This window comes from Neobacillus massiliamazoniensis (assembly GCF_001048695.1).
GTDB classification, from domain to species: Bacteria; Bacillota; Bacilli; order Bacillales; family Cytobacillaceae; genus Neobacillus; species Neobacillus massiliamazoniensis.
The window spans coordinates 852,956-869,250 of sequence record NZ_CVRB01000003.1 but is presented as its reverse complement, the minus strand read 5'-3'; the positions used below and the strand labels follow the sequence as shown (position 1 = coordinate 869,250).

13 protein-coding genes are annotated in these 16,295 nt (G+C 38.6%); 5 read left to right on the top strand and 8 right to left on the bottom strand.

Annotated features, from left to right (window positions below):
• Nucleotides 1–239 precede the first annotated feature (239 nt).
• Together addB and addA are read left to right on the top strand one after the other, a co-directional pair.
• Nucleotides 240–3,758, top strand: coding sequence for a helicase-exonuclease AddAB subunit AddB (addB, locus tag BN1082_RS17020; RefSeq protein WP_090636117.1), 3,519 nt, complete (start codon nt 240–242; stop codon nt 3,756–3,758).
• Nucleotides 3,727–7,497, top strand: coding sequence for a helicase-exonuclease AddAB subunit AddA (gene addA, locus BN1082_RS17015; RefSeq protein WP_090636572.1), 3,771 nt, complete (start codon nt 3,727–3,729; stop codon nt 7,495–7,497). The genes addB and addA overlap by 32 nt, the downstream gene beginning before the upstream one ends.
• Before the next feature lie 51 nt (nt 7,498–7,548).
• Here the strand turns inward: addA and BN1082_RS17010 are convergent, their stop codons facing one another.
• From BN1082_RS17010 to BN1082_RS16985, 6 genes are all read right to left on the bottom strand, one after another.
• Nucleotides 7,549–7,767: a spore germination protein gene (locus tag BN1082_RS17010; RefSeq protein ID WP_090636115.1), complete on the bottom strand. Its 219-nt coding sequence runs from the start codon at nt 7,765–7,767 to the stop codon at nt 7,549–7,551.
• 44 nt (nt 7,768–7,811) lie between these two features.
• Nucleotides 7,812–8,201: a spore germination protein GerPE gene (locus BN1082_RS17005; RefSeq protein WP_090636112.1), complete on the bottom strand. Its 390-nt coding sequence runs from the start codon at nt 8,199–8,201 to the stop codon at nt 7,812–7,814.
• A gap of 9 nt (nt 8,202–8,210) precedes the next feature.
• Nucleotides 8,211–8,390, bottom strand: a complete 180-nt coding sequence (locus tag BN1082_RS17000; protein ID WP_090636109.1) for a spore gernimation protein GerPD — start codon at nt 8,388–8,390, stop codon at nt 8,211–8,213.
• A complete protein-coding gene (gene gerPC, locus BN1082_RS16995; protein ID WP_090636106.1) occupies nt 8,387–9,001 on the bottom strand; it encodes a spore germination protein GerPC in 615 nt (204 codons plus the stop codon). The genes BN1082_RS17000 and gerPC overlap by 4 nt, the downstream gene beginning before the upstream one ends.
• Before the next feature lie 168 nt (nt 9,002–9,169).
• Nucleotides 9,170–9,409: a spore germination protein GerPB gene (locus BN1082_RS16990; RefSeq protein WP_090636103.1), complete on the bottom strand. Its 240-nt coding sequence runs from the start codon at nt 9,407–9,409 to the stop codon at nt 9,170–9,172.
• A gap of 16 nt (nt 9,410–9,425) precedes the next feature.
• On the bottom strand, nt 9,426–9,647 hold the full coding sequence (locus BN1082_RS16985) for a spore germination protein (protein WP_090636100.1): 222 nt from the start codon (nt 9,645–9,647) through the stop codon (nt 9,426–9,428).
• Between the two features lie 330 nt (nt 9,648–9,977).
• Here BN1082_RS16985 and BN1082_RS16980 point away from each other — a divergent pair, with 330 nt between their 5' ends.
• Nucleotides 9,978–10,337: a YisL family protein gene (locus tag BN1082_RS16980; RefSeq protein WP_090636095.1), complete on the top strand. Its 360-nt coding sequence runs from the start codon at nt 9,978–9,980 to the stop codon at nt 10,335–10,337.
• A 305-nt stretch (nt 10,338–10,642) separates the two neighbouring features.
• Here the strand turns inward: BN1082_RS16980 and BN1082_RS16970 are convergent, their stop codons facing one another.
• The gene (locus BN1082_RS16970; RefSeq protein ID WP_090636089.1) at nt 10,643–11,206 is read right to left on the bottom strand and encodes a DUF2777 domain-containing protein; all 564 of its coding nucleotides are present in this window, start codon (nt 11,204–11,206) and stop codon (nt 10,643–10,645) included.
• Between the two features lie 246 nt (nt 11,207–11,452).
• On the opposite strand from BN1082_RS16970, the gene asnB reads away from it, so the two are divergent.
• Entirely contained in the window at nt 11,453–13,300 is a 1,848-nt protein-coding gene (gene asnB / locus BN1082_RS16965; protein ID WP_090636086.1) for an asparagine synthase (glutamine-hydrolyzing), read from the top strand.
• A 393-nt stretch (nt 13,301–13,693) separates the two neighbouring features.
• Nucleotides 13,694–15,211: an alpha-amylase family glycosyl hydrolase gene (locus BN1082_RS16960; protein WP_090636084.1), complete on the top strand. Its 1,518-nt coding sequence runs from the start codon at nt 13,694–13,696 to the stop codon at nt 15,209–15,211.
• Between the two features lie 55 nt (nt 15,212–15,266).
• Here BN1082_RS16960 and BN1082_RS16955 read toward each other — a convergent pair whose 3' ends face one another.
• A complete protein-coding gene (locus tag BN1082_RS16955; RefSeq protein WP_090636082.1) occupies nt 15,267–16,139 on the bottom strand; it encodes an SDR family oxidoreductase in 873 nt (290 codons plus the stop codon).
• Nucleotides 16,140–16,295: the final 156 nt, after the last annotated feature.

The following is a 16,295-nucleotide window of genomic DNA, read 5'->3' as shown; positions in this document are numbered from 1 at the left end:
CGGGGTCTCCCCTGCCCCGTACTCACGCAGGAGTCTTCGCACCTTCCGCTCCAATCAACAGACAAAGTTTAACAGACCATTAATAAGAGGGTTTCCTAAAGTACTTTTGGGAAACCCTCTTTTTAGCTAATTGTACCATTTCTAAGGTAAATGAAATCCAAACGTTTGTGCTTATTATATGGTAGAATATAAAAAGAATTTAGTTGCATTTGCGGAAGAAATGGGGGATGGATACTGTCATGTCATTAAGAATGATACTAGGCCGGTCCGGCAGTGGTAAAACGGCATTGTGTTTAAATGAAATTCGAAATCGACTTTTGGAAAACCCTAATTCTGAAGGGGCACCCATTATTTATATTGTTCCGGAACAAATGACATTTTCATCAGAATATCGATTGTCAACAGATCCTGGCATTGGAGGAATGATCCGAGCACAGGTCTACAGTTTCTCACGTTTGGCATGGAGAATCTTGCAAGAGGTAGGTGGAATTAGTCGTTATCATCTTAGCAGCGTTGGGATGAGTATGCTGATTCGAAAAATTATTGATGACAAGAAGGATCAGTTGAAATTGTTCCAGAGAGCTGCTGAAAAGAATGGCTTCATACAGCAATTAGAGCAGATGATCATAGAATTTAAACGCTACTGTATTAAGCCGGAGGAGTTAATACAAGAGTCATTTAGGAATGATTTATCTTCGAATGCACTGCATGATAAGCTGGATGATTTAGAAATCATCTATAAACAATTTGAAGAAGAAACATTTGGTAGGTATATAGATTCTGAAGATTATTTTCAGCTTCTCTCTGAAAAAATATCACAATCAAACTATTTAAAAGAAGCTGAAATATATATTGATGGTTTTTATAGTTTTACACCAAACGAATATCAGGTCATAAAGGAATTAATGAAGCAATGTAAAGTAGTTACAATTGCGATGACAACTGACCAATCACATTTGGAATCGGCATGGGACGAGCTTGATTTATTCCGCATGTCGAAAGAAGCCTGCAGCACCATTTATGAGATAGCAAAAGCGGAAGGGATAGAAATCGAAAGACCTTATTTTTTAACCGTGCAGCAAAAATGGAATCATCCTTCCTTAATCCATCTGGAAAACAAATTTGATGCTCGGCCGGCAGTTCCCTATTCTGGAGATTCGGCTATTTTTATTTGCGAAGCATCAAATCCTAGGGCAGAGATTGAAGGACTTGTCCGGGAAATTCGTCATTTAGTTCGAACAAAGAATTATCGCTATCGTGATATCGCGTTATTAATCCGTAATGGGGCAGATTATCACGAACTGGTTGAACCTATTTTTTATGACTATGAGATTCCTTATTTTATTGATCAAAAAAGGACAATGCTTAATCATCCCCTTATAGAATTAATCCGCTCAACTCTTGAAGTAATTAATTCCTTTTGGCGATATGAACCAGTTTTCCGGGTAGTTAAAACGGAATTGCTCTATCCACTTGGAGAAAATCCAGCTAAGATGAGGGAGAAAATGGATAGGCTGGAAAACTATTGTTTGGCTTATGGGATAAAAGGTAGCAAATGGACAAAAAAAGAGCGATGGAGCTATCGTCGTGTCAGGGGATTGGAGTTAGAAACAAGTGTCCAAACAGACGCCGAAAAAAAGCTGGAGCTTGAGTTAAATGAATTAAGACTAATTGTTACTGCCCCAATATTGCGTCTATCTCGGCGCCTTAAAAAAGCGCAAACCGGTCGCGAGCTTTGTGAAGCAATTTATTTATTTTTAGAAGAATTAGATATTCCTTCAAAGCTGGAAAACTGGAAAACAGTTGAAGAGGAAAAAGGTAATCTTATCAAGATGCGTGAGCACGAGCAAGTCTGGAATGCAGTAATCGATTTACTTGATCAGTATGTTGAAATACTTGGGGAGGAGCAGGTTTCACTAAAAAACTTTGCGGCCATCTTGGAATCAGGATTTGAATCGCTGCATTTTTCTCTAATCCCTCCAGCACTCGATCAGGTGTTGATTGGTGATTTAGAAAAGTCTAGGCTGGCTGATATTAAGGTCGTTTTCGTGGTTGGTGTAAATGAGGGGATATTACCTGCAAAAATTGCTGATGAGGGGATTCTAGTTGATGAAGACCGTGAGCAGCTGTTAGCCGCAGGAATTCATGTAGCCTCGAGTAGCAAAACACGTTTGTTGGATGAAAATTTCCTTGCCTACAAAGCATTTACTACACCTTCTGATTTTCTATATATAAGTTATCCACTTGCAAATAATGAGGGAAAAGCGCTGATTCCTTCATCGTATATTAAGAGAATGAAAGATTTATTTCCACATGCCAAGGAGTATGTTTACGTTTCAGACCCGGCTGAACTGGGAGAGGCCGAACAGCTGGATTTCGTTTCTAATATGAAGACAGCAATGTCCTACTTAACCGCGCAGCTTCAATTGAAACAAAGAAATTATCCGATTTCAGCTCTATGGTGGGATGTCTATAATCATTATTTGAATAGCATGTGGGTAGACAAACTCGAAAAAGTTCTTTCAAGCCTTTTTTATACGAACGAGGCGGTCAGACTTTCCAAAGAAGTAGCTGATGAACTATATGGTGAGGTCATTGAAGCAAGTGTATCAAGAATGGAGCTATTTAATGGCTGTGCCTTTTCTCATTTTGCCCAGCATGGGCTCAAGCTTCGTGAACGGCAAATTTTTCAGCTTGAATCCCCTGAGATTGGAGAACTGTTCCATGCGGCCATTAAGTATATTTCTGATATGGTGAATGAACAAAAGCTTACTTGGGCGGACTTAACAAAAAAGCAATGTGAGGAACTTGCACGAGAGGCAGTTGAAACAATAGCACCAAAACTGCAAAATGAAATATTGCTTAGCTCAGAACGTCATCATTATATTAAACGTAAATTACAGCAAATTATCACTCGTGCATCAATGGTATTAAGCGAACATGCGAAAGTGAGTGGTTTCTTTCCTGTTGGCCTTGAAATTGGATTTGGATCTAATAGTAAGTTAAATCCGCTAACTTTCTCACTAAGAAACGGAAAGAAAATGGAATTAAGAGGGCGAATCGACCGTGTTGATCAAGCTGAAGGAGAAAATAATCAGGTCTATTTAAGGATTATCGACTATAAATCGAGTGAAAAAGATGTCAATTTGGTTGAGGTTTATTATGGACTTGCTTTGCAAATGCTGACATATCTCGATATTGCCATAACGAATTCAAAGGAATTAGTAGAAAGAGATGCTTCTCCAGCGGGTGTATTATATTTTCATGTTCATAATCCAATCGTTAATGCAACCAAAATGCTGACGATGGATGAGATCGAAACGGAGATTAGGAGAAAATTTAGAATGAAAGGGTTAATTTTAGATGACCCAAATGTAATTCGACTTATGGATCAATCACTCGAATCGGGTGAATCGCACATCATCTCAGCTGGAATGAAAAATGACGGGAATTTATCCAAGCGTTCAAAGGTTGCAAGTCTCAAAGATTTTAAAGATTTGAGTCAGTATGTTCGCAAATTGTATCAGAAAACGGGAAACGAAATTATCGATGGACAGGTAGCTATCGCACCATATAAGCTAAAAGACAAAACACCTTGTACGTTTTGTTCATTTAAATCAGTCTGCCACTTTGATGTGGCTGTTGAAAGCAATCGTTATCGGATGCTTACACCACAATCGAATGATAATATTCTTGAAATGATCCGAAAGGAGTTGAGTAGTGAAAGTGAACAATATCGTGATACCGTCAAAGCCTGATGGTGCAACATGGACCGATGATCAATGGAAGGCCATACATGCAAAAAATAAAGATATTCTTGTTGCCGCGGCAGCTGGGTCAGGAAAAACGGCGGTTCTTGTTGAGCGAATCATCCAAAAAATCCTTTCGGTCGATGAACCTTTTGACGTAGATGAGCTATTAGTTGTTACCTTTACAAATGCATCTGCTGCAGAAATGCGGCATCGAATCGGTGAAGCATTAGAAAAAGCGATTGATCAAGATCCAGGGTCCAGGCACTTAAGAAAACAACTAGGACTTTTAAATAAAGCCTCTATCTCAACACTTCATTCCTTTTGTTTGGAGGTCATACGAAAGTATTATTATCTGATCGAGGTAGATCCCGGTTTTAGAATTGCCGATGAAACAGAGGTTCAATTAATAAGGGACGAAGTCATAGATGAACTGTTTGAGGTTGAATATGGGAAAAATAATAATGAGAAATTTTTTCGGTTAGTAGATGCATTTACAAGCGATCGGAGCGATGCTGGATTACAGGATATTGTCCTTTCTATTTATGATTTTGCCATGTCCAATCCGTCACCAGAAGGATATTTACAATCAATTGTTTCGATGTATGATGTTAGCGATGAAACAAGGTTAGAAGAACTCCCTTTTATTCAAGCGCTGCTCTTTGATATTGAGCTTCAACTTGAAGGGGCGAAGGAAATAATAAATAGTGGATTAAAGGTGACGGAGCTTCCAGGAGGTCCGACTCCTAGAGTAGAGAACTTCTTGGATGACCTAAAAGTAATTGACACCCTTATCATGGCAAAGAGAGATTCCTGGGCAACGCTATATCAAGCGATGCAAACCTATAAATTTTCACGAGCAACTCCAGTAAAAGGTGACCAATTTGATAAAGATTTAAAGGATCGTGCTGACAAGCTACGGAATAAAGCAAAGGATAAAATTAATAAGATAAAAGAAGAACTGTTTTCAAGAAAACCGGAAAGTTTTTTACGAGATATGGAAGAAATGAGTCCATTAGTTGAGACATTGGTTTGTTTGGTTAAGGCTTTCATGGACCGATTTAGTCAGGCGAAAAGTGAAAAAGGACTCGTTGATTATGCTGATTTGGAGCATTATTGCCTAAAAATATTAACGACTGATACCACATCAGAAGGAGAATTTCTTCCATCTGAAGCAGCCTTAGCTTATCGCCGTCATTTTAAAGAAGTATACGTTGATGAATATCAGGACACGAATATGGTTCAGGAGACGATATTAAAGCTTGTCGTAAAAGAAGACGAAGTGAATGGAAATTTGTTTATGGTTGGTGACGTTAAGCAATCCATCTATCGGTTTCGATTGGCCGAGCCTAATTTATTTTTAGGAAAATATAATCGTTTCAAGAGGGATGGAAAAGAGTCGGGCTTGCGAATTGACCTTGCGCAAAATTTCCGCAGCCGAAAAGAAGTACTGGATGGTACCAACTATCTGTTTAAACAAATCATGGGCGTTAAAGTCGGAGAAATTGAGTATGATGAAGCAGCAGAATTGCGAAATGGCGCCCCCTATCCTGATGAGGAACCATATCCTATTGAAGTCCTGTTTATAAATCAAAATCTTGATGTGACTGAAGCCCCTATCGAAGCAGAAGAGGAGAATGTAACCAGTCAAGCTGATTTTGATCCGATAGATTTGGAAAAGTCACAGCTTGAAGCCAGAGTTATGGCGGCGAAAATTAAAGAATTAATTGCTGATAAAAAGTGCATTTTCAATCCGAAATCGAAGTCAACGAGGCCGATAATGTACCGTGATATAGTCATTTTACTTCGTTCGATGACTTGGGCACCTCAAATTATGGAAGAGTTTAAACAGCAAGGGATTCCGATTTATGCGAACCTTTCAACCGGCTACTTTGAAGCAACTGAGATAGCCATCATGATGTCGCTCTTGCACGTCATTGATAACCCGTTTCAGGACATACCTTTGGCTGCTGTTTTACGCTCGCCAATAGTCGGTATTAACGAGGAAGAATTGTCCAAAATACGCCTTCATCAAAAACGCGGATCCTTTTGGGAGGCTGTTTCAGCTTTTTATCGAAGCGGACCAGATGAAATTACCGAAGTACTTTATAATAAAGTCTGCTGCTTTTATGATTCCCTTAAAGAATGGAGGAGCATGGCACGGAAAGGATCACTGTCAGAATTAATTTGGCAGCTGTACCGTGAAACTGGAGTTTATGATTTTGTTGGTGGCCTTCCAGGTGGGAAGCAGCGACAGGCTAATTTAAGAGCATTATATGACAGGGCCCGGCAATATGAAAAAACGTCATTCCGGGGTTTATTTCGCTTTTTACGATTTGTGGAAAGAATGATGAAGAGAGGCGATGACCTTGGTGCAGCAAGGGCCTTAGGGGAGCAGGAGGATGTGGTTCGGATCATGACGATCCACAGCAGCAAGGGGCTTGAGTTTCCGGTCGTGTTTATTGCAGGTTTGTCTAAAAACTTTAATATGACCGATATTCGCAAGACTTATTTGCTCGATAAAGAATTTGGTTTTGCAGCAAAATATGTCAATCCTGAAAAAAGAATTTCCTACCCTTCCATACCGCAGCTTGCTTTTAAAAGGAAGAAGAAAATAGAAATGCTTGCAGAGGAAATGCGAGTACTTTATGTGGCTTTAACAAGGGCGAAAGAAAAGCTTTATTTAATCGGTACATTGAAGGATGCTGATAAAGCAATTGACCATTGGAATGAAGCTGCTGATAGTAAGGAATGGCTATTAAAGGATTATGTGCGCTCCTCAGCAAACAGTTATTTTGACTGGATTGGACCGACATTGATGCGACATCACCTCTCTTCTGAATGGAATAAAACAAAAAATATGGAAATTCCAATTGAAATTTCCCACCATCCTTCAGTATGGAAAATGTCTATTTTAAATGCAGAAGAAATAACTAACCATGCAATAAAGTGTGAAAAAGAATCAGACCACTTCCTGGAAAAAGTACAAAAATCAGAACTTGTACCGTTGGAATCACCATATAATGATGAAATCAAAGCACGTCTTACTTGGGAATATCCATATCTTGATGCTGCTAAGTTTCGTTCGAAACAATCTGTTTCCGAACTGAAACGTCAGCGGGAAATGACAGATGAACAAAGTGGAAACGACCTAGTAAAAGGGTTTAAAAAATCGATTCTTAAGCGTCCAAAGTTTATGCAGGAGAAACGTCTAAGCCCAGCTGAGCGGGGAACTGCCATGCATATGGTGATGCAGCATGTTGATCTATCAAAAGAGGTCAGTGTGGAAACAATTCAGAATCAGGTGGATTGGATGGTTCATAATGAGCTGTTAACCCCTGAGCAAGCGGGGATCATTGATTCCGAATTGATTGTGCGATTCTTTGCTACAGATTTAGGAATGAGATATTTTCAAGCAAATAAAATCAATCGGGAAATTCCTTTTACGCTCTCATTATCTGCTAAGGATGTCTATCCATCTTGGAAGAATGAAGAGGAATCAATTTTTGTTCAAGGGGTTATTGACTGTGTTTTAGAAGATAAAAAGGGTCTTGTTTTAATTGATTATAAAACAGATGGGATAACGGATCGATTCAAGGGAGGCTTCGAGCAGGCAAAGCCAATACTTGAAGAGCGCTACAGGATGCAAATTGAATTATATGCACACGCGATTGAAAAAATATGGAAAAGAAGAGTGGATGAAAAATATTTAGTTTTCTTTGACGGTGCTCATATTTTAAAGTTATAAATAATAAATGAGGAAGTTTCCAAAGGTTGACTCTTTTGCAACTTCCTCATTTTAATTATTCCCCACAATTGGCTGGTCAATTAAGTTCGTGTCTAGTACATTGGTCGCGTTTAACCCATTATTCGTAATAATTACACCACCGGTATTAAATCCTCCTGAACCCCCGACTGTTTTGGTGCCAGCTTTTGGGGAAACGAATAGTGCATCTCCAAATTGCACGACTCCTCCTGTTACATTTACAATCTGAACTGGACCAATAATCGCAGGCATTTAAAAACATCCTTTGCAGTTAAACTATAAGGTAGCATATGGTTTTACAACAATTCTTGTTCATGTCCATAAGTCAGAAGCTGGCGTATATGCTTAACTCTAGCCTCCATCGAAACATTTTGATTATTTCCGACATGTAAAATCGAGGAGTTAGAAATAGCAATGATATCAACTTTTTTTACCTTAATTATTGGATTAGGATTATGGGCTCTAAAGGAAATCCTTTCATCAATTGATGGTAGAATAATAGGCCTTGTAATTACTGGGAATGATGGGAGATTTCCTTCATTACCATAAAATATTTCTGCTTCCCGTTGAACTACAAGGGCGTGGGATAGTCCATTGACAATAGATGAGTCACCTAGCTGAATGACAGAACTAAAAGTAACAACCATTACATTTACTCTGTCAACATTAGATAGTCGTTTCAGCATAACTAGGGGTCACCCTCCCGGTTTTAATGGAACAAATGGCCCAATGATTAATGATTCTGGTGGAGTATCGAAAGCAGATGCCAACTGGATGGTTTCAGTATCACCCACCATGACCAGCGAAGAACTGGCTACAGCGGTAATTTTTATGGTACCTATACAAAGATCTCGATTGTAGACTTCAAAAATCATTCCGTCCTCATTCCTTTCACATGTTCTGGTAAATTATTCAGAAAAACAAACACCCCATTTGCAATTTCCTGTTTTATTAATTCGATGATTTGATCGTCGATAGTGATGTCATCGATTGAACGGTCTTTCGGTATAGAGGCTTTAAGATGGTGGTCTATCCTATTTGGCAGCTGCTTAATAATATCTTCTTTGATGAAGGAAAGATACGATTCATTAGGCTGTATCGCTAATCTCTTCTGTGTATCTTCAATGATTTGCGGGAGGTCGTTTTCTAAATATCGATAAATAGCTTCTTCAATTTTCATCGAGCGTTGCATTTGATTTTTAGGAGTTAATGGAGTGCTCAAGGATTGATTTTGGACAGAAAAGTCCTCTATTCCTGACAAATCGTTAGGATTTAGCCCAATGGTTAGCGTACCATCGAGCCTCTCAACCTTCAACTGATCAAAATGATATTCAATTTTGTCTATATGGACGGACTTTTTCTCATTTAATTGCTTGATTTCTTCCATCATCCCACTGATGGTTTGTTCTAATGAAGCAATTCTATTTTCCTGTGCTTGAATATAGCCTTGCAACCACTGTAGGTATTGGTAAAAATCCTGATACATTTTATTCACCCCGCCAGTTAATCTCCTATTAAGCTACTATATGCGTCAACAGTTTAATTCTGGCGAATATTTTTTTAAAGATGAGAGGCGAGTTTATTTTTAAGTGAATCCTTTTATTAAAAGAAAGTATATTATCTAGACTTCGAGAATTGTCCAGCTCCATAAGATTTACCTAACAGGAGCCTGCAGTGGTACAGATGGTGCAGTAATTTCTGGGGAGGGGATTGCTGCTGCTATTTCACCAGGTTTAATAGGGGCCGGGGCAGGTTTGATGAACCCGCCTGTATTATACAAATATGCTGCTGGTTTAATAATACCTGCACTGCCGATTTGCAGGACAGACGAATTGGTAAGAGCGCCAATTTTCATAAAATTAATTTGAATGGATTGCTGAATATAAAAATTCATTGGATCCCCCCGTTTATTACATATTTAGGGAAATTGGTTGATCAATAACATCAGGATCATAAGTATTTGTTGAGCTTGTTTTATTGATTACCTCTAATTGCTCCCCGGTATTAAAGGAACCGGCTCCGGAGAAGGTTTTTGCAGCAGCGAATGGCATTATTTTATAGACATCCCCAATGTGGAATACAGAACTATTTCCGAGTGTAATGACCTGGGCAACTCCAACAATCGCTGGCATGAGCAACCCCCTTTGTTTAATATCAGAATTTATTTCATTGGCTTCGAGAATTGTTCAGCGCAAGACGCCTAGCAACTAGTGGACTTCGCAAAACGGCGTATTTCGCTTTTCTTATTCTCTTTTATCTTATGTATAGGCGAATATAATGTGATTCATTCGCCCAAATAATTATAGAAAAAACATCACATAATTGAGGAGCATGTAAAAAATGTCATCTGTTGAATAATTACTAATCTCACGTTAATTACCGTACAGACCGTATTTTTAGTTTTTTTGAATTACCTATGATATGATAGTTTCAAGTATTGAATTACATAAGGGGGGAATGAAATGATACACGCTCATGTGACGGCATGGTTTATTGCTATTGTACTTTTCGCAGTCGCACTTTCACTACATAAGAACGGAAAAACAAAAGGATTTAAAATTCTACATATGATTATAAGAGTGTTCTATCTAATCATTATTGGAACAGGTGTAGGACTTCTTTCCATGGTTTATCATATTGACGTTTGGTATATCCTTAAAGCAGTTGGAGGTCTTTGGGTTATCGGGTTAGTTGAAATGATTCTTATCAGAACTGCAAAAAACAGAAGGACCTCAGTTTTCTGGTTTCAATTTATTATTGTATTTTTGCTTGTTTTATATTTAGGGTTTATAAAATTACCGATGTCAATTTTCCATCCATAAGAGAAATGAATCGTAGAAGAGACTGCCTGGAAATGGGCAGTCTTTTTTTTATCTGTAAAATATATGTAAAAGAGGCTGTTCCAAAAGGTGACAGGCACCACTATATGTACAACAATGTTGATTGGAGCGGAAGGTGCTCGACTCCTGCGGGAGTACGGGGCAGGGGAGACCCCGCAGGAGCATTAGCGCCGAGGAGGCTCCCCGGACCGCCCCTAGAGCGGAAATCAACAGACAAAGTTTAACAGACCATTAATAAAGAAAGGGGGTGCCCCTAAAAAGTTACTTTAGGGACACCCTCTTTTCTATTAGGATATCAACTTTTCAATGATTAGTCTCTTTCCTGTATTTAATGTGAATTCAAACCGATCATTAACCTTTTCGAAGTAGCAGAAGTGGTGCTGAACATTACAAATTTGCTCCTGATTATCAAATACCATAAAATTGACACCATCTTTACGGTTTTCATCTGATAAGAATGATAAATGGTTATAACAATAAATACAGTCGTAAATTGAGAAATTTAAAGAGTTTAATGTCATAACAAATTGGAAAAATGCATCGTCATTTATTCCATCTAATAATCGTTCCAACGAGTAGATAAGATGCTTTCTAATCCTCACTAAATCATGGTCACGAATCATAATTGTTTCTTTACCACAGAGGACTTTACCTGATTCATACAAGATTCCATTTCGCCAACGATTTAAACGAAAAATTTCGACCTTCTGTTGAAGGTAATCATCTAACATGGATGCTTCCTCTGTTTCCTCATCAAAAAAAATCCATTGACCATTAATTTGCTCAACATTTCCTTCATTAAAAGCTCTTTGTTGAATATCATATAGTTTTATTCGTTGTTGTCGATTCATCATTAACCTCCGTGCCAGATGCTTTCATCATCTTTGTAGACATCTTCATGAAATTTTATAACTGCTATCAAATTAAAGATTAAGTATATAGAATTTAGAAATAATTAAATGTTCGTGTCAACAACCCTTTCAAAGATTGTTTTAACTTTATTCTAATTAAGGACAAATAACCATTTAAGGTGGGCTGAATACTATAAACCATGATTCGTGAACAGTCGTTCAATTAGAAAGGGCGTGCAGGAGAATATGTGCGGGATTTCAGGCTGGATTGATTTTGGAAAAACAATTTGTAACGAAATGAAAACTCTCACAACGATGGCAAATACTTTGGCGAAAAGGGGCCCTGATGAAACAAATCTATGGACAGATACACATGTCGGATTTGGGCATAAACGGTTGATTGTTGTCGACCCTGAAGGCGGAAGACAGCCAATGGTTAAACAAAAAGAAGGTTATCAATACACCATTTGTTACAACGGGGAATTGTACAACACAGAAGATATCCGCAAAGTTCTCCATACTAAAGGATATTCCTTTAATGGTCATTCTGATACTGAAGTACTGATATCGGCCTATATAGAATGGGCAGAAGAGTGTGTGCATTATTTAAACGGGATCTATGCCTTTGCAATTTGGGATAGTAAGCGAGAACAACTATTTATCGGGCGAGACCGTTTGGGGGTTAAACCGTTATTTTTCACAGAACATCATAAGGGGCTTATCTTTGCTTCAGAAATAAAGGCAATTCTCGCACATCCCGAAATAAAAACAGAAATGGATTCCGAAGGACTTGCTGAAATTTTTGGCCTAGGTCCGTCCAGATCGCCGGGATCCGGAGTTTTTAAAGGAATGAAAGAGTTGAGGCCTGCTCATGCTTTAACATTTTCGAAAGATGGACTGAAGATTTGGCGGTATTGGAATGTAGAAAGTGCAGAGCATAGGGAAAATGAAAAAGAAACGGCTGACAAAGTACGCTTTTTAGTGACGGATGCCGTAACACGACAGCTTGTTTCCGATGTCCCTTTATGTACGTTCTTGTCTGGAGGCCTTGATTCAAGTATTATTACTGCCATTGCTGCAGAAGGTTTCAAAACTGAAGGAAAGGGGCAGCTTCATACTTATTCTATCGATTATGAAGGAAACGACCAGTTCTTTACGTCTAATGAATTTCAACCTGATTCAGATAGAAAATATATCCAAATGATTAATGAAAGGTTCAATTCCTCCCACCATAGTAAGATCATTTCTCAACAGCAATTAGTGGATAATTTGTTGGAAGCGACACATGTTAGAGATTTTCCTGGAATGGCAGACATTGATTCTTCCTTGTTTTGGTTTTGTAAGGAGATAAAAAAAGACTTTGTTGTCAGCCTTTCCGGAGAATGTGCAGATGAAATATTTGGAGGATATCCTTGGTTCCATCGCAAACAAGATTTAGAACGTTCCGGTTTTCCATGGATGCGTTCCATTAGTGAACGGCAAAATCTTTTAAAGCCTCATTGGCAGGATAAACTAAAGCTAAATGATTATGTATTCGAGAAGTACAAACAAACGATTAACGAAACACCGGTCTTAGACGGAGAAACACCAGAAGAATCTAGGCGGAGAGAGCTTTTTTATTTAAATATCATTTGGTTTATGACGACACTGCTTGATCGCAAGGATCGGATGAGTATGGGAGCTAGTCTTGAGGTGAGAGTACCTTTTGCTGACCATCGCCTTGTAGAATATGTCTGGAATATTCCATGGGAGATGAAAATGTATCGAGGGAGGGAAAAGGGAATTCTACGTAAGGCATTTGAAGGGGTCTTACCGGAGGAAGTCCTTTATCGCAAGAAGAGCCCGTACCCGAAAACCCATAATCCTGAATATACAGCTACTGTCAAAAAAATGATGGAGGATATTTTAAAGGATAAATCCTCAGTATTACATGAATTTTTTAGTAAAACTGACCTGATTACCCTAGTTGAATCAGGTGGCAGTTCCTTTAAAGAGCCTTGGTTCGGACAATTGATGACTGGACCGCAATTATTGGCCTATTTGATTCAGCTCCATATTTGGTTTAAAGATTACAAGATAAATATTGTCAACTAATAATGAAATATTTGGAATCGAATGATGATTCGATTAAAATGGAAGTAGGGAAGGGGAGAATCCCCTTCTCTTTTTTAGGATTAGAAAGATAAAATTCGACTTCAAGAATTGTCCAGCTACATAAGAGTTAGCTTCGAAATCGATACTTCGTACGTCGAAAAACGTAAGTTCTTCGGCGGAGGCGCCATCAGCTCGAGGTCACAAGCCAATTAGTATTTATCTATTGATTTGAATCTTGCTCCTGCGGCAAAGCATAATCGAAGAAGTTATTGTTCACCTCGTCGCATGTCTGCAAGGATGAACGTTCAGTGATGCTGGCATCCTGCCGGCTCGTCTTGCGCTTGTCGCCGATAGGCGGGCGCCTTTCGTTTTTCTTAAAAAGGGGGAAAAAAAATGAAAAAGATTGTACCAATAATTATCGCCATTTTTTTAGGTTCTTCCATTCCTGTATATGCGGCAGATAATAAGGAAGGAAGATTATGGCAAGATGAGACCGTTTACTCCATTATGATTGACCGTTTTTATGATGGTGATACGAAAAATGATATTGATACGAATTCAAAAGACCCAAATGACTTTAATGGTGGAGATTTTCAAGGAATCATTGATAAGCTTGATTACATACACGATATGGGTTTCACAGCCATCCGTTTAACCCCAATATTCGCTAATTCTAAAAATGGCTACCATGGCTATTGGGTAAAAGACTTTTATAAAACTGATAAACACTTTGGTTCTATCGAGACCTTTCAAAAGCTTGTTAGCGAAGCTCATAAGAGAAACATGAAGGTAGTGATTGATTTTGTGGCAAATAACGTTGCCACTGACCATCCGTGGGTAAATGATTCAGGTAAGCAGGATTGGTTCCATAAAAGGCTTGATATCCATGATTGGAATAATCAACAAGAAGTTGAAAATGGCTGGGTTGATGGTTTACCTGACTTAAATCAGGACAACCCTGAAGTGAAAAAATATTTAATTGATGCAGCTGATTGGTGGATTAGGAAAACAAATATCGATGGGTATAGCCTTCCGGAGGTCAATAATGTTCCAGTGAGTTTTTGGCGTGATTTTTCAAAATCAGTAAAGCAAGAGAAGAAGGACTTCTTCCTTTTGGGAATCCCGGCAGATAAAACTTCCCCAAATATGAAAATATATGAAAATGCTGGGATTGACAGTATGTTAAATGATCAGCAAAGTAATCATTTAAGAAACTTCTTTGCTACTACGGATCAGTCGTTCGGTAGCTTAAATTCTGATATAAAAAAGATGAAGGAACAATTTAAACAGCCATTTTTAATGGCCAATTTTTTTGATAATGAAAATACTCCAAGATTTACAAAGGATATTGTCGATAAAAGGCAGTTCCCAGGCGCACGCTGGCAAACAGCATTAGTTTATTTGTATACAACCCCAGGAATTCCTGTTGTTTTTTATGGCAGCGAGATTGCTTTAAATGGCGGAGAAATTCCTGACAATCGTGGGCAAATGAATTTCCGAGCGAATAAGGATCTTATTGATTATATCACAAGCCTTGCCAAGCTACGAAATCAGCTTCCGTCTTTAACCAGAGGTTCAATGGAAATGCTATACGAAAAGAATGGGATGGTTGTATATAAACGGATCTATAAAGGGGAAACATCGATTATTGCTATCAACAACACGAGTAAATCGCAGCATGTTACGTTAACAGAAAATCAAATTGTGGGCGGAAAAGAGTTACGTGGACTTCTTGCAGGAGATTTAGTCCGTAATAAAGATCATAAATATGATCTCATCCTTAACCGTGATAAAGCAGAAATTTACGTATTAACAAATAAAAGTGGCATAAATTTTACAATGATTGGTTCTCTAGTGGTTGTTTATCTTCTGGCTGTCTTATTTATTTGGAGAATAAAGAAAAGAAAATAAACAGTAGGAGGATGTCCCTAAAGGGTTTGACACTTTGTTTGGGACATCCTCTCTTTCATCCATTTACTATAGTACCACCGTTAACATGAAGTACTTGACCGCTTACATAGGAGGAATCATCCGACGCTAAGTAAACATAGGCTGGGGCCAATTCATATGGCTGCCCTGCACGTCCCATTGGAGTAGTAGAACCAAATGTTGCCACTTTGTCTGCTGTAAAAGTTGATGGAATAAGTGGAGTCCAAATCGGCCCAGGTGCAACGGCATTCACTCTAATTCCTTGTGATGAAAGCGACATGGACAACGAGCGAGTAAATGAGACAATTGCTCCCTTTGTGGCAGAATAATCAAGCAGTTGTTCGTTTCCTTCATAGGCAGTAATCGAAGCCGTATTAATAATTGCTGCTCCACGATTTAAATGTGGTAGCGCCATCTTCGTCATAAAGAAAAAGGAGAAAATATTGGTTCGGAATGTTTTTTCAAGCTGTGCCGCCGTAATATTTAGGATGCTTTTTTGCGGATGCTGTTCTGCGGCATTATTGATTAGAATATCGATCTTCCCGAACGCTTCCATCGTTTTTTTAACAATGTCCTTGCAATAATTCTCGCTTCCAATATCTCCTGAAAAAAGCAGGCATTTACGCCCCTCTGCTTCGACTAGTTTCTTTGTTTCCTCGGCATCCTTGTGTTCCTCTAAGTAGACAATCGCTATATCTGCGCCTTCTTTGGCAAAATAAATAGCAACTGATTTTCCAATCCCACTGTCAGCGCCGGTAATAATGGCTGTTTTGCCGGTAAGTTTTCCGCTAGGTTTATAATTAGGGTCAACCGAGACAGGAAGAGGATCCATTTCGCTTTCTACCCCAGGCTGATGGTTTTGGTGCTGAGGGGGAAACATAACTTTTTTCTGATTCTGGTTGCTACTCATCAAAAAAACCTCCAAATCTTCATTACATTTGTTAGTTTAAGAAGAACAGCTTAAAATTATGAGGCTGAATTCATGATTTTCTAGCTGATTTAGAGGGGGCCAATCATAAATATGCGCGAATCCACTTTTTGTATAAAAAAAAGCGAAGGACAAAAG

Excerpts from the sequence above, each read along its gene's own strand:
- BN1082_RS17005 (WP_090636112.1), bottom strand. The coding sequence starts at position 8,201 with ATGCTGAAACGACTATCTAATGTTGACAGAGTAAATGTAATGGTTGTT.
- BN1082_RS17000 (WP_090636109.1), bottom strand. The coding sequence starts at position 8,390 with ATGATTTTTGAAGTCTACAATCGAGATCTTTGTATAGGTACCATAAAA.
- BN1082_RS16970 (WP_090636089.1), bottom strand. The coding sequence starts at position 11,206 with ATGAATCGACAACAACGAATAAAACTATATGATATTCAACAAAGAGCT.
- BN1082_RS17010 (WP_090636115.1), bottom strand. The coding sequence starts at position 7,767 with ATGCCTGCGATTATTGGTCCAGTTCAGATTGTAAATGTAACAGGAGGA.
- BN1082_RS16955 (WP_090636082.1), bottom strand. The coding sequence starts at position 16,139 with ATGAGTAGCAACCAGAATCAGAAAAAAGTTATGTTTCCCCCTCAGCAC.
- asnB (WP_090636086.1), top strand. The coding sequence starts at position 11,453 with ATGTGCGGGATTTCAGGCTGGATTGATTTTGGAAAAACAATTTGTAAC.
- addB (WP_090636117.1), top strand. The coding sequence starts at position 240 with ATGTCATTAAGAATGATACTAGGCCGGTCCGGCAGTGGTAAAACGGCA.
- BN1082_RS16960 (WP_090636084.1), top strand. The coding sequence starts at position 13,694 with ATGAAAAAGATTGTACCAATAATTATCGCCATTTTTTTAGGTTCTTCC.
- BN1082_RS16980 (WP_090636095.1), top strand. The coding sequence starts at position 9,978 with ATGATACACGCTCATGTGACGGCATGGTTTATTGCTATTGTACTTTTC.
- gerPC (WP_090636106.1), bottom strand. The coding sequence starts at position 9,001 with ATGTATCAGGATTTTTACCAATACCTACAGTGGTTGCAAGGCTATATT.
- BN1082_RS16990 (WP_090636103.1), bottom strand. The coding sequence starts at position 9,409 with ATGAATTTTTATATTCAGCAATCCATTCAAATTAATTTTATGAAAATT.
- BN1082_RS16985 (WP_090636100.1), bottom strand. The coding sequence starts at position 9,647 with ATGCCAGCGATTGTTGGAGTTGCCCAGGTCATTACACTCGGAAATAGT.